Below are 13,096 nucleotides of genomic sequence, written 5' to 3'. Positions count from 1 at the left end.
GCGAAGCTGGCTATCTTCAGGCGGATGCCTGGCCGTGCGCTTGTTCCCATTGCTGGCGGCTGTTTTTCAGGATCTCGATGATCAGCAGGGCCTTTGCCTCGTCCGTGCACATATCCTCCAGGAACATGGCATTGTTGTCGCGTACCCAGGTCAGTGGCATTTCCCACCAGGCAAGTTCCAGCAGCGCGGCGCGCACTTTTTCCGTGAAGCGGTAGCGTATCAGGCGCGCCGGCGAGCCTGCATAAATTCCATAGGGTTCCGAGCGGAAATTCGGTGGCAACAGCGAACGGGCGCCGATGACGCAGCCGTTTTCGATCACGCTGCCGCCCAGCACCATCACTTCGTCGCCGATCCAGACATCGTTCTTGATCACCGTGTCGGCATACTGTGGCTGTGGCGCATTTTTCAAGCCGCCGCCGAGGATCGACAGCATGTATGTCGAGATCGTGCGCATCTCGTGCTGGCCATTGAGCAGGAAGCGCAGGCGCGAACCACCGGCCACGTACCGTCCCACGCACAGGCTTTGCCGCCCGTTGTCGTATTTCACCAGCGAACCGACGCCAAAACCGGAGCCGCGTCCGATGTAGAAGTGCCCGCTTGTCGGTTCCTGGTCCAGCCAGTCGCGGAAAAATTGGTGGGGCAAGGTGCTGATCGCGCCATCGTCGTAGCCCAGTACCGTGAATTGGGCCGACCACGGATGGTTTTCCGTCACACCGGAAAAATTGGTTTCGGTGGAAATGTTCATCAGGCGATGTTCCGTATCAGTTCTGGTTTCCGTGCGGGGGCGGCGATCATGGCAATAATTGCATCCACGCTTGCCATCTCCAGGTCCGGATAGATCGGCAGGCAGATCACTTGCGATGCTGCCAGTCGCGCCACTGGCAGGTTGCCATGCGCTGCAGACGGCATCCCGCGGTACATCGGAAAGTCGCTGATCAGCGGGTAAAAGTAGCGGCGCGCGTAGATTTCCTGGTCGCGCAGCAGCTGGAACAGGGCATCGCGCGACAGCGGGTAATCGGGGCCGACCAAGATCGGGAAATAGGCGTGGTTGGCCGCCTCGCCTGCGCCTTGCTCCAGGCAGGTGATGCCATCGATGCCGGCCAGCTGCTGGCGATAATGCGCATCGATGGCCTTGCGCTTCTGGCGCGCGCCGTCGATGCCCTTGAGCTGCAGCAAGCCGAAGGCGGCATTGATCTCGCTCATCTTGCCATTGATGCCGGCGGCCACGACCGTGACTTCATCGACGAAGCCGAAGTTTTTCAGGTGGTCGATGCGCTGCTTGGTCTTGGCGTCAGGGCAGACGATGGCGCCGCCTTCGAAGGTGTTGAAGATCTTGGTGGCATGAAAGCTGATGACGGACAGGTCGCCGTGATTGAGCACGCTGCCGCCCCGGTGGCGTACGCCGAACGCATGCGCCGCATCGTAGATCACCTTCAGGTTGTAGTTGTCGGCGATTTTCTCGATGGCTTCGATATCGCATGGCCGGCCATAGCAATGCACGGGCATGATGGCGGTGGTCTGTGGCGTGATGGCCGCCTCGATTTTGCCCGGATCGAGGTTCAGGCTGTGCGGCTCGATGTCGGCAAACACGGGCTTGATGTTATTCCACAGCAGCGAATGAGCGGTGGCGACAAACGAGTACGGCGTCGTGATGACTTCACCGTTGATGCGCAGCGCCTGCAAGGCCGTCATCAATGCCAGCGTGCCATTGGCGAACAGGCAGATATGCTTGACGCCCAGGTAGTCGCACAGCGCTTTTTCCAGCTGCTGATGGAAGGGGCCGCCATTGGTCAGGATCTTGTTGTCCCAGATCGTCTGCAGATACGGCAGGAAGTCTTCCAGCGGTGGCAGCAGGGGCTGGGTCACATAGATCGGCTTGTTTTGTTGATCGCTCATCATAATCCGATCGGCGGGTTGGGCACGGCCACGGGGGCTTCGAACGACACTGGTGGCAAACCATCGCACCAGCGTTGCCAGGCGATGCGCATGGCGTTCTCGAATCCTTCAGCGATCAGTTTCGGCTTGCCCATGGTCGAACGTTCCAGGCGGTGCCGCACGCTGAGGCGGTGCGCGCCCAGCAGCATGGGATTGGCCGCGATGGCCACGCCCTTGCGCACGAAATCGTCGTCATCGGTGGCGATGAACTCTTCCAGCTCGACCTGGCGCAGGATGGACGTGCCGGCGCAGCTGGGCAACGTCGGCCCTGCCACGGTGAGCGTCGGCACGCCCATCCACAGCGCGTGGAAGGTGGTCGTGCCGCCGCCATACGGGAAGGTGTCGAGGCACAGGTCGACGCGGTGGTGCATGGCCATGAATTGGGTCATGCCCGTGCGCCCTTCGAAGGTGAGCCGCTCCGGCGCAATGCCTTCTTCGTCGAACCAGTCCCTCAGCTGCGCCGGCGCCGCCGACGTGGGCATGGCGGCGAGCAGCATGCGGGAATCGGGCAGTGCGCGCAGCAGCCTGGACCAGCGCGCGATCACCTGCCGGTTGATTTTACTCAAACGATTGAAGCTGCCGAAGGTGATGTATCCATTGCTCAGTGCGGGCGCGGGTTCGATGCCGGGCGCATATTGCGATGGCAGGAACGGTGCGCAGGCAGGCAGCAGCAGCAGTTTTTCAGTGAACTGGCTGTCGAATTTGCCGGGCGGCGAAAAGAATGGATCGCTCAGATAGTAATCCATCGCTTCCAGGCCCGTGGTAAGCGGATAGCCGATCCAGCTCGCCTGGAGCGGCGCTGGCTTGGCGGCAAACATCAGCAGGCGGTTCTTGCCCGTGTGGCCGGACAGGTCGATCAGGATGTCGATGCGATCGTCGCGGATCAGTTGCGCCAGGTCCGGGTCGGACAGGTGCTCCACCTGGCGCCAGTGGGGAATGAGTTCGCGCAGGCGTTGCGTAACGTCGTCGTTTTGCGCATTGTTATGGTAGGCATGCAGCGACAGCTTGACGCCATCAACGAGGTTTTCCAGTATGGGAATGAGGAAGTGCGGTATCGGATGGTTATGCAGGTCGCCCGAGACAAAGCCGACTTTCAGCGTGCGTAGCGGATCGCGGGTATTCTCATGCCCGCGGCGCGTCTCGGCGATGTGCTTTTCAAACGTGTCGCTGAAGCGCCGGTGTTCGGCAAACAGCGTCTCGGCACCGATGTCGGCGCTATGCGACAGCAGGAACAGGTAGTTGCTGAACAGGGTCTCCCATAGCGGGCAGAGCGCCAGACCCTTGCGGCAGACCGCAAGGGCTTCGTCTATGCGACCGATATTGCTCAAGGTGGCACTGATATTGACGTAGGCGTCGCGATAGTCGGGCTGGAGCTCCAGCGCCCGTTCATAGCATTCCAGCGCATTCAGTCTATCGTTCATGAGCACATAGCAATTGCCCAATGCAAAGTGACCGCGTGCGAATTGCGGGTCGATGTCGAGGGCTGCCAGGTATGACTGCCTGGCTTGCTCCAGTTGCTGCTGAGCCTGGTGCACCGAGCCCCGGTTGCACAGCGCCGACGTGTTTTCCGGGTCCAGCTCGAGCGCCCGCGCATAGGCCGCACAGGCTTCATCGTAGCGCCTCAGCTCCTGTAGCGCGACGCCGACATGGTTATGCGCTTCGCTATTGTCGGGATCCAGTTCCAGCACGCGGCTGTAGGCGGCAACGGCTGCATCAAAACGCTTGATGGTGCTGTAGTAGTCCGCCAGTTGCCTGTGTGTCTCGGTGCTGTCGGGCGCCAACTCGATGGCTTGTTGGAAATACTTCAGCGCATTATCCTTGTCCTCGGCAGCGCCATGGACGATGGCAAGCTGGATGCAGGCTTGTGCATCGCCGGGCTGCAGTTGCAGTACGCGAGCACAGTGCTCGAGTGCCGCCGCATAATTTTTTTGTTTGCATTGAAGCAACCCCAGATTGCTCAGCGCCTGGGTGAAATCGCCATCGAACGCGATCGCCTGTTCATACGCAGCGATGGCTTCCTCCGCCTGGTCCAGCGACTGAAGGGCGCGTCCCAGGTTGTTGTGTAGCTTGGCGTCGCCGGCATGCAATGCGATGGCGCGCCGGTAGCTGGCCACGGCGCCCGCATAGTCTTCGGCCCCGTGCAGCGCCGCGGCCAGGTTGGCATGCGCCGCCGTGGTGTGCGGTGCCAGTTGCAGCACGGCGCGGTAGCTGACGATCGCTGCTTGCCATTGCTGCAGCTCTTGCTGGGCGTTGCCCAGGTTCAGATAGATGTCCGCGTCGCCCGGCAGCAAGGCCAGCGCACGCTGATAGCAGCCGACGGCTTCGGCGCCGCGCTGCATCGCTTGCAAAGTATTGCCGAGATTGAAATGGCCCTTGGCGTAATCGGGACGCAGCGCCAGTGCTTGCCGGTATGCCTGTTCGGCCTGCTCCAGCTTGCCTTGCGCCTGCAGCGCCGCTGCCAGGTTGCCATGCGCCTCGACAAAGTCCGGATTCAGTTCCAGCGCCCGCGTATAGCTGTCGATCGCCTGGTCGTACATGCCCCGTTCCTGCCACGCGGTGCCCAGGTTGCCATGCGCTTCGGCATCGTTGGGCGCCAGTTGCGCGGTTTTGTGCAGGGCTTCGAAGGCATCCTTGCCCTGTAATTGCAGGGCGGTGCCCAGCACGCTCCAGGCAAAGTCCGATTCCGGGTAGCGCTGCGTCAGGGCGTGGCTGGCCACTTCCAGTTCGGCATGGCGGCCGGCTTGATACAGCTCAATGACGTGTTGCGTTTCCTGCGCCGTCGGCGTGCTTGCGATAGCCGTTTCGATGCGGCTGCGCAAGCCCTGCGATTGTTCGTTGTCGAGGCCGCGCGCGATGGCCGCCGTGACGATCTCCAGCGCCTGTTCGCGTTCGCCGGCCTTGAGCAAGCCATCCGCATACGACAGCCAGAACTGGCCTTCATCGGGGTTGACGGACAGCGCCTTGTGCAGATACGGCAAGCCGGCCTGGTATTGCCCGACCTGTCCCGCCAGCAAGCCCATATTGTGGTTGGCAATGGCGTGATACGGCTGCGCCTGCAAAATCGCCTGATAAAGTTCCTCCGCCTCGGCATAACGGCCAGCCTGGTGTTCGGTGATTGCCTGCTGTAATTCGGCGTCGAGGGGCACTGCGGGAATGGCGTTTGCGTTCATGGGCTGGCGGCAGTTGAAATATTTAGCAAAGGGAATTGTAACTGGTGGAAGTGCTTCTGAGAAACTTTCCAGGTGGAATTTATCCAGGAATGCTGTCGCAATGCAAACTTGCTGTTGCTGGCTGGTCAAAGCATGGGAGAATATGATGTTTTTAATAAAAAAACAGCGCGCTACCATGGGGTAGGGCGCTGTCTTCCTGCCAGCTGGCGACGTGGTCGCCATGCCCGGGGTATTACATATTCGGATAGTTTGGCCCGCCGCCGCCTTCCGGTGTCACCCACACGATATTTTGCGTCGGATCCTTGATGTCGCAGGTTTTACAGTGCACGCAGTTCTGTGCATTGATCTGCAGGCGTTCGGCGCCGTCGTCGTTCTTCACGAACTCGTACACGCCGGCGGGACAGTAACGCGCTTCCGGACCCGCATACGTGGCCAGGTTGACGTCGACGGGCACGCTGGCGTTCTTCAGCGTCAGGTGGATCGGCTGGTCTTCCGCGTGATTCGTGTTCGAAATGAACACGGACGACATCTTGTCGAAGGTCAACTTGCCATCCGGTTTCGGATACACGATCTTCTTCGACTGGGCGGCCGGTTTCAGGCATTCGTGGTCGCCATGCGAGTGGTGCAGGGTCCACGGCGCCTTGCCGCGGAAGATCAGCTGGTCGATGCCCGTCATCAGGCTGCCCAGGTACAGGCCTTTCGACAGCCATGGCTTGACGTTGCGCGCCACGTGCAGCTCTTCATGCAGCCACGATTGTTCGAAGGCGACAGGGTAGCTCGTCAGTTCGTCGTGCTGGCGCTGTTCGCCCAGCGCGCCGAAGGCCGCGTCCGCCGCCAGCATGCCGCTCTTGATGGCCGCGTGGCTGCCCTTGATGCGGCTCATGTTCAGGAAGCCCGCATCGCAGCCGATCAGTGCTCCGCCGGCAAACACCAGTTTCGGCAACGATTGCAGGCCGCCGGCCGCAATGGCCCGCGCGCCGTACGAAATGCGCTTGCCGCCTTCAAAGAACTTGCGGATTTCCGGATGCGTCTTATAGCGCTGGAATTCCTCGTACGGCGACAGGTACGGGTTTTCGTAGTTCAAGCCGACCACATACCCCACCATGACCTGGTTGTTTTCCAGGTGGTACAGGAAGGAGCCGCCGTAGGTTTTCGTGTCCAGCGGCCAGCCGCTCGAGTGGATCACCAGGCCCGGCTTGTGCTGGGCGGGGTCGATTTCCCACAATTCCTTGATGCCGATGCCATACGATTGCGGGTCCTTGCCGGCATTCAAGTCATACTTGGCCATCAATTGCTTGCCCAGGTGGCCGCGCGCGCCTTCGGCGAACAGGGTGTACTTGGCGTGCAATTCCATGCCCAGCTGGAAGTCGGGGCCCGGCTCGCCATCGCGCTTGACGCCCATGTTGCCAGTCGCCACGCCTTTGACGGAACCGTCGTCGTTGTAGAGGATTTCCGCGGCAGGGAAGCCGGGGAAGATTTCCACGCCCAGGTTTTCCGCCTGCTGGCCCATCCAGCGCACCACATTGCCCAGCGAGACGATGTAGTTGCCGTGGTTTTCAAAGCAGGCCGGCACGGCGAAGCCCGGCGTTTTATACGCTTTCGTTTCGGTCAGGAACAGGATGCGGTCTTCCGTCACTTCCGTGTTCAGGGGCGCGCCCAGTTCTTTCCAGTTCGGAATCAGTTCGGTCAGCGCTTTCGGGTCCATGATGGCGCCCGACAGGATATGCGCGCCCAGTTCGCCGCCTTTTTCCAGCACGCAGACGGACACTTCCTGGCTCTTTTCAGCGGCCAGCTGCTTCAGGCGGATCGCCGCGGCCAAGCCTGCGGGGCCACCGCCGACGATCACCACGTCATACTCCATGGTTTCGCGCGGTCCGTACTGTTCAACTAAGTTATTAGGCTGTGTCATGGTCTCGATTTATAGTCACTCAATTAGGTAGCAAGGATAGGGAATAAAGCATCATCGGGGAAATTTAAGCACGAGTGTGCTTGTTTTTGACGAGGATTGCAACTTTGGCGCCATTTTGCGTGACATTGCCCCTCGCCGCAATCTAAATCCGGCCATTTTGTGTAATGATGGCGTTTACCTTTGCTCAAGTGCGACGCAGGGTCTTTTGCCCCTGCGCCATCGGCACGGCGTAAAGTGTTATCTAAAATAAAACAGGAGTAGCTCGTGGGCATAGAAGTCAATTTCGAGGGCAAGATTGCCCTGATTACCGGCGCATCGAGCGGCCTCGGCGCGCGCTTTGCGAAAGTGCTGGCCCAGGCTGGCGCGCAGGTCGTGCTGGCGTCGCGCCGCACCGAACGCCTGAAGGAATTGCGCGCCGAAATCGAAGCCGATGGCGGCGCCGCGCACGTGGTGTCGCTCGACGTGACCGACTTCGCCAGCATCAAGTCGGCCATCGCGCACGCGGAAACGGAAGCGGGTCCCATCGATATCCTCGTCAACAATTCCGGTGTCTCCACCACGCAACGCCTGGTCGACGTCACGCCCGAGGATTACTCGTTCGTGATGGATACCAACCTGCGCGGCTCCTTCTTCGTGGCGCAGCAGACGGCCAAGCGCATGATCGCGCGCGCCAAGGGCGACCCGAAGAAACAGCACCGCATCATCAATATCGCCTCGATGGCGGGCTTGCAAGTGCTGCCGCAGATCGGCGTGTACTGCATGAGCAAGGCGGGCATGGTGCACATGACGCGCGCCATGGCCGTGGAGTGGGGCAAGTACGGCATCAACACGAACGCCATCTGCCCCGGCTACATTTCCACGGAAATCAATGAAGATTACTTTGCCACCGAACAGGGCAAGAAATTGATCGAAATGCTGCCGAATAAACGTCCGGGCAAGCCGGAAGACCTCGACGGCCTGCTGCTGTTGCTGGCGGGCGAGGATTCGCATTTCATCAACGGCGCCATCATTTCCGCCGATGGCGGCATGAGCACGTTCTGATCGTGCGATGGGCGGCGTCGTTGCCGGAGCCGCCCATCGCAGCCGCAGTTGCTAATTTAATCAATTGATACGGTAAAGAACTCGGCTTCCGGATAGCTCGCGCTGGCTTTGGTCTGGATAATCGCCTGTACTGCCGAGTAGGTGGAGCCGCATACCAGCAAGATGCTGTGTGGCGGCGCTGCATCAGCCCGTGCGGCAGCTTCGCGCTGGACCGGGATGCCCAGGAAATCCTTGCCCGGATAGCGTGTATCCAGGATGCCTTTCACGCGATGGCGTTCGGCACCCAGCTTGTCCAGCGCTTCGGCCATGAAGGCGGACAGTCCCCAGCACCAGATTTCCTGGTCTTTTGGCGCGGACAATATTTTCTGCCGCAGCCGCTCCGCAATGACATCGAAATGGTCGTTGTAGTTCAGTACGGCGTTGCTCAGCTGTGGACGGGGAGTGCACAGCACGCGGATGGCCGGCATGCGCGGCGCGCCCTGGGTTTCGAAGGCGATGACGCGGAAACCCGCCTTGTGCACCATGTCCAGCAGGGACCGGTCGGTAAAGTAGTGGTAGTGTTCCAGGCAATTCAATGAGAATTTGAGGGTGCTGGCCGGATGTGCCGTGCCAAAATCGGGCACTTCGATATAGACCAGGCTGTTGCTGAAACGGTGCAGTTCCTGCAGCAGCGCGCCGGGATCGTTCAGGTGCTCGACGACGTGGGACAGCAGGAACAGGTTTTTGTCATGCAACTGCTCTTCCAGCCGTTGCGCAATCCTGGCGCCATCCACATTCAAATCCATTTTCACGAAATCGAGCGAGGGGAAGGCGACGCGGTCGACAAAGTCCATGACGGTCGCGCGCGGGTGATCCAGCGCCTGCCGGGCCTGCTCAGCCAGTTCGCCGGGGCCGCCGCCAAATTCCACAATCGTGCCATTGACCTGCGTCAAGTCGGCTGCATTTTGTATGAAGGCAAAGCGCACGTCTCCGGCCGAGTGATCGGTTGGAATGGCGACATTCGAGTTGTACAGTACCTCGGCGGGAATGCTGTGTGTCAGCCGGCCATGCCCGCAATCCTGGCACAGATATTGTGCCAGCTCGGTGGCCGGATGCAACAGGCTGGCGTGCATCGCACAGGAGGCATTCGTGACCTCCTGCATCGGGCCATGGCAAATCGGGCATGCGTGGGCACTTGTGGATGGCATATTGTCAACTTTAAAGAGGGTATTGAGGGAGGGGGGCAATGCGGCCAGGTGGCGCGTCAATGCCCCGCGTGCAGGGCCTCGGCACGCTCTTTTTCATACTTGATAATTTTGAGGACGCGCGAATTGACGAAATAGCGGATGTAGTTCACGGGCGAATAGAAGATGTCCGTCTGCCATTCTCCGCACAGCAGTTCCTTGCCCGTGGGGTCATCGGCCGCCTGCACGATGGTATCGGCCAGGATGCGGTCGATGCCGGAGGTGTTCGGGCCGGATTCGTGCCACAGGGAACTGTGCATGATGACAAAATCGCCTGGCTGTAGTTCCGGCGTGACCGTGGGCCACTGCACGTCGAATTTCTCCGGGTTGATTTCACCGGCATCGCCGAGAAAACCGAGTTGATGCGAGCCGACATGGAATGTCATGCCGCCATTGTCGCGGTTTGCCTTGCTGAGCGGCACGAACAGGCTGCATTTATTGAGGTTGCCCACATGGTAGCAACTGTCTTGATGCAAGAACACCTTGCCCGTGCTGAAGCGATCCTTGATGACAAAACGATGGTTGTACAGTGCGATATGCTCGCCCAGTACTTGCCGCATGGTTTCCGCGAAAACAGGGTGCCGGTACATGGTCGCCAGTGGCGGCGGCAACTGTTCCGATAGTGCAACAGGATTGGCCTGGTTCACATCGCGGCTTTCCTGCAGCTGCGTTGCCTGGAATTCCAGCCAGCTTGCTTGCCATTGCTCAATCGCATCCGCAGGGATCGCATTGCGCATGATAAATACGCCTGCCTTGCGGAAGATGTCGGGGTTGAAAACGGGGCCAGACAGTTGATCGAGGATGGCGGTCGTGGGGACGGAAATTTTTTTCATTGGAACGACTTGAATAGGCAAGCCTGAGAGGCAGGGTTTGCTGACTCTTCATCATAACTTGTATTTTTCCTGTGAGCAACGTTTGCTGCTCGCTTTGAGCCTGTCCCTAGCGCTGCAGCTGCAGTCCCACCAGCTTGTGCACCAGCTCGGACGACGTCGAGGCGGCGAACTTGCGCATCAGCTTGGCACGGTGCATTTCCACCGTGCGGGGGCTGAGGTCGATCTGGCGGGCGATGACCTTGCTGGTCTTGCCTTCCACCAGCAGGGCGGCGATTTCGCGCTCGCGCGGCGTCAGCTCCGCCGTCACGGGACGCTTCTCGCTGACATCCTCGAACGTCCAGATGCCCGGCCCCAGCGGTTCCCGCGGCAGCATGGCGTGGCCCGTGACGTGGCACCAGAACAATTCTCCATTACTGCGGCGCATGATGCGTTCGTCCGAATAGCGGCCCTTGGCGTTCATGATGGGGATGATGCGGTCACCCGTGCGCAGGAATTCGTCGTGCGTGGGGTAGAGTACTTCGAACGACTGGTCGTCCAGCTGGGCGCGCGCATAGCCGAACATGGCCGCCAGCGCTTCGTTGCAGCTGCGCATGATGCGGTTTTCCGACATGCACATGCCCACGGGCGCGTGCAGGAAGATACTTTCATAATCGATGGCTGACGCGGCGTTCATCTGATACGTATCACTCTCACAGGGGGATTGCCGGCACGGCGCCGGTAGTTCTACGGTATTGTACTTTCCACTCGCGTATTTTATGCTGAGTCGCTGCCTGAGTCATGGACTCAAGACCAAAGCTTAACAAAAGATAGAGGGACACCCATGAATAAAGTTTATCCTGACGCCGCCTCGGCGCTGGCCGGTATCGTCCAAGATGGCCAGACCATCGCCGTTGGCGGCTTCGGCCTGTGCGGCATCCCCGAAGCCCTGATCGGCGCCTTGCGCGATTCGGGCGTGACGGGCCTGACGGCCATTTCGAATAACGCCGGCGTCGACGGCTTCGGCCTGGGCCAGCTGCTGACCACGCGCCAGATCAAGAAAATGATCGCCTCCTATGTGGGCGAAAACAAGGAATTCGCGCGCCAGTACCTGGCCGGCGAACTGGAACTGGAATTCACGCCGCAAGGCACCCTGGCCGAGAAGCTGCGCGCCGGCGGCGCCGGCATTCCCGCCTTCTTCACGAAAACCGGCGTGGGCACCATCGTCGCCGACGGCAAGGAACTGCGCGAATTCGACGGCGAACAATACGTGATGGAACGCAGCCTCGTGGCCGATGTGTCGCTGGTGAAAGCCTACATGGCCGACCGCGCGGGCAATTTGGTCTACCGCAAGACGGCGCGCAATTTCAACCCGAACGTGGCCATGGCGGGCAAGATCACCATCGTCGAAGTGGAAAAACTCGTCGAAGTGGGCGAGATCGACCCGGACCAGGTCCACACGCCGAGCATCTTCGTGCACCGCATCGTGGTCAATGCGAACCCGGAAAAACGCATCGAGCAGCGCACCGTGCGCACCGACTAATAAATAGAAAATTTACGCATGGCAAAACCGTAGCGAGCGGCAGTGATTTGTGGCTAAGAAGCGCAACCGTACTTGAGTACGATGAGCATCGCAGGCCGCAAAGCGCGCCGCGCAGTAGGTTTGGGCAGGCGTTCCACGAAAATTGAGGGAGATGATAATGGCTTGGACACGTGATGAAATGGCCGCGCGCGCGGCAAAGGAATTGCAGGATGGCTTTTATGTGAACCTGGGCATCGGCTTGCCGACCCTGGTGGCGAACTATGTGCCGGAAAATATCGAAGTGTTCCTGCAGTCGGAAAACGGCTTGCTGGGCATCGGCCCGTTTCCCACGGACGATGAAGTCGATGCTGACCTGATCAATGCCGGCAAGCAGACGGTGACGGCCTTGCCGGGCGCCGCCTACTTCAGCTCGGCTGACTCGTTCGGCATGATCCGCGGCGGCAAGATCAACCTGGCCATCCTGGGCGCCATGCAAGTGTCGGAAAAGGGCGACCTGGCGAACTGGATGATCCCAGGCAAGATGGTCAAGGGCATGGGCGGCGCGATGGACCTCGTCGCCGGCGTCAAGCGCGTCGTCGTGCTGATGGAACACGTGGCCACGGCCAAGGATGGCACGACGTCGCACAAGCTGCTGAAACAGTGCGACTTGCCGCTGACGGGCGTGGGCGTGGTCGACGTCATCATCAGCGACCTGGGCGTGATCGACGTGACGGAAAACGGCCTGAAGCTGGTGGAACTGGCGCCGGGCGTGACCAAGGAGCAGGTGCAGGCGGCCACGGGCGCTGAATTGGACGTTTCCGCCGTATAAACGGATCGTTGCAGGCAATGAAAGGGCGGACAGCGATGTCCGCCCTTTTTTTATGCGCCTGCCTTGCCGCGCAAGCCGTCCAGGCTGTAGGCGCCGGCGCCGGCCACTGCGAAATACAGGAAGGTGAAGCAATACATGACGGCCATTTCGCCGCCGTTCAGGATCGGCAGGAAACCGGCAGGCGCATGCGCCATGAAGTAGGCGGCCGCCATCTGGCCCGACAGGATGAAGGCGACGGGGCGCGTGAACAGGCCCACCAGCAGCAAGCTGCCGCCGACGAGCTCGATGACGCCGGCCGCGCCCATCACGGACAACAGTTGCAAGCCGTCGAACATGGCCACGTGCGGCGCACCGAACAGTTTGGCCGTGCCGTGTTGCAGGAAGAGGAAGCCGAGGATGATGCGGAGCAGGCCCAGCAGGCGTGGGTTCCAGGTGGCGTAGAAGGCGGGCGAGAGGGACATGACGTACTCCATTCAAAGGTGAGGATGGTTCGGTGTCAGGCTTGCATTAACGCAATGTCATTATGCGGGAACCAAGTGGCGAACAGGTGACCGTACTGTAATGGTTTTTCATTCATTGATCATCCAATGAAATATTGATGGATGATTTACTGTTTGTTGATGATGCCGGCAAAAGCCTGCACGCATGAAAAAAGCCC

General features: G+C 60.1%; 11 protein-coding genes. 3 read left to right on the top strand and 8 right to left on the bottom strand.

Going from position 1 to position 13,096, the window contains the following annotated elements; genetic code table 11:
- Positions 1 to 16 precede the first annotated feature (16 nt).
- The 4 genes from O0881_RS27670 to O0881_RS27655 all read right to left on the bottom strand — a co-directional run bounded on the left by O0881_RS27670 (position 17) and on the right by O0881_RS27655 (position 7,014).
- Positions 17 to 745: an acetyltransferase gene (locus O0881_RS27670; protein ID WP_289913875.1), complete on the bottom strand. Its 729-nt coding sequence runs from the start codon at positions 743 to 745 to the stop codon at positions 17 to 19.
- Positions 745 to 1,896, bottom strand: coding sequence for a DegT/DnrJ/EryC1/StrS family aminotransferase (locus O0881_RS27665; RefSeq protein WP_289905377.1), 1,152 nt, complete (start codon positions 1,894 to 1,896; stop codon positions 745 to 747). Before O0881_RS27665 ends, O0881_RS27670 begins: the two co-directional genes overlap by 1 nt.
- On the bottom strand, positions 1,896 to 5,105 hold the full coding sequence (locus O0881_RS27660) for a tetratricopeptide repeat protein (protein ID WP_289913874.1): 3,210 nt from the start codon (positions 5,103 to 5,105) through the stop codon (positions 1,896 to 1,898). Before O0881_RS27660 ends, O0881_RS27665 begins: the two co-directional genes overlap by 1 nt.
- Before the next feature lie 232 nt (positions 5,106 to 5,337).
- Positions 5,338 to 7,014 carry an electron transfer flavoprotein-ubiquinone oxidoreductase gene (locus tag O0881_RS27655; protein ID WP_174718100.1) on the bottom strand — a complete coding sequence of 559 codons (1,677 nt, stop codon included), beginning with the start codon at positions 7,012 to 7,014 and terminating at the stop codon, positions 5,338 to 5,340.
- A 264-nt stretch (positions 7,015 to 7,278) separates the two neighbouring features.
- On the opposite strand from O0881_RS27655, the gene O0881_RS27650 reads away from it, so the two are divergent.
- Entirely contained in the window at positions 7,279 to 8,055 is a 777-nt protein-coding gene (locus O0881_RS27650; protein ID WP_034752351.1) for an SDR family oxidoreductase, read from the top strand.
- A gap of 56 nt (positions 8,056 to 8,111) precedes the next feature.
- On the opposite strand, the gene O0881_RS27645 is transcribed toward O0881_RS27650, so the two are convergent.
- From O0881_RS27645 to O0881_RS27635, 3 genes are all read right to left on the bottom strand, one after another.
- Positions 8,112 to 9,167, bottom strand: a complete 1,056-nt coding sequence (locus O0881_RS27645) for a class I SAM-dependent methyltransferase (protein WP_289913872.1) — start codon at positions 9,165 to 9,167, stop codon at positions 8,112 to 8,114.
- Positions 9,168 to 9,298: 131 nt separating this feature from the next.
- A complete protein-coding gene (locus O0881_RS27640) occupies positions 9,299 to 10,111 on the bottom strand; it encodes a phytanoyl-CoA dioxygenase family protein (protein ID WP_289905373.1) in 813 nt (270 codons plus the stop codon).
- Between the two features lie 106 nt (positions 10,112 to 10,217).
- Positions 10,218 to 10,784: a LuxR C-terminal-related transcriptional regulator gene (locus O0881_RS27635; protein WP_166450196.1), complete on the bottom strand. Its 567-nt coding sequence runs from the start codon at positions 10,782 to 10,784 to the stop codon at positions 10,218 to 10,220.
- 147 nt (positions 10,785 to 10,931) lie between these two features.
- On the opposite strand from O0881_RS27635, the gene O0881_RS27630 reads away from it, so the two are divergent.
- Both O0881_RS27630 and O0881_RS27625 read left to right on the top strand, forming a co-directional pair.
- Positions 10,932 to 11,630, top strand: coding sequence for a CoA transferase subunit A (locus O0881_RS27630; RefSeq protein WP_099664372.1), 699 nt, complete (start codon positions 10,932 to 10,934; stop codon positions 11,628 to 11,630).
- A 157-nt stretch (positions 11,631 to 11,787) separates the two neighbouring features.
- A complete protein-coding gene (locus tag O0881_RS27625) occupies positions 11,788 to 12,438 on the top strand; it encodes a CoA transferase subunit B (RefSeq protein ID WP_077403229.1) in 651 nt (216 codons plus the stop codon).
- Positions 12,439 to 12,488: 50 nt separating this feature from the next.
- Here O0881_RS27625 and O0881_RS27620 read toward each other — a convergent pair whose 3' ends face one another.
- Entirely contained in the window at positions 12,489 to 12,899 is a 411-nt protein-coding gene (locus O0881_RS27620; protein WP_077409084.1) for a DoxX family protein, read from the bottom strand.
- Between the last annotated feature and the right edge of the window lie 197 nt (positions 12,900 to 13,096).

The sequence above is a fragment of the Janthinobacterium sp. SUN100 genome (assembly GCF_030397705.1).
In the GTDB taxonomy this organism is placed as follows: Bacteria; Pseudomonadota; Gammaproteobacteria; order Burkholderiales; family Burkholderiaceae_D; genus Janthinobacterium; species Janthinobacterium kumbetense.
The sequence above is the reverse complement of the archived record's forward strand: the minus strand, read 5'-3'. Positions and strand labels throughout refer to the sequence as shown.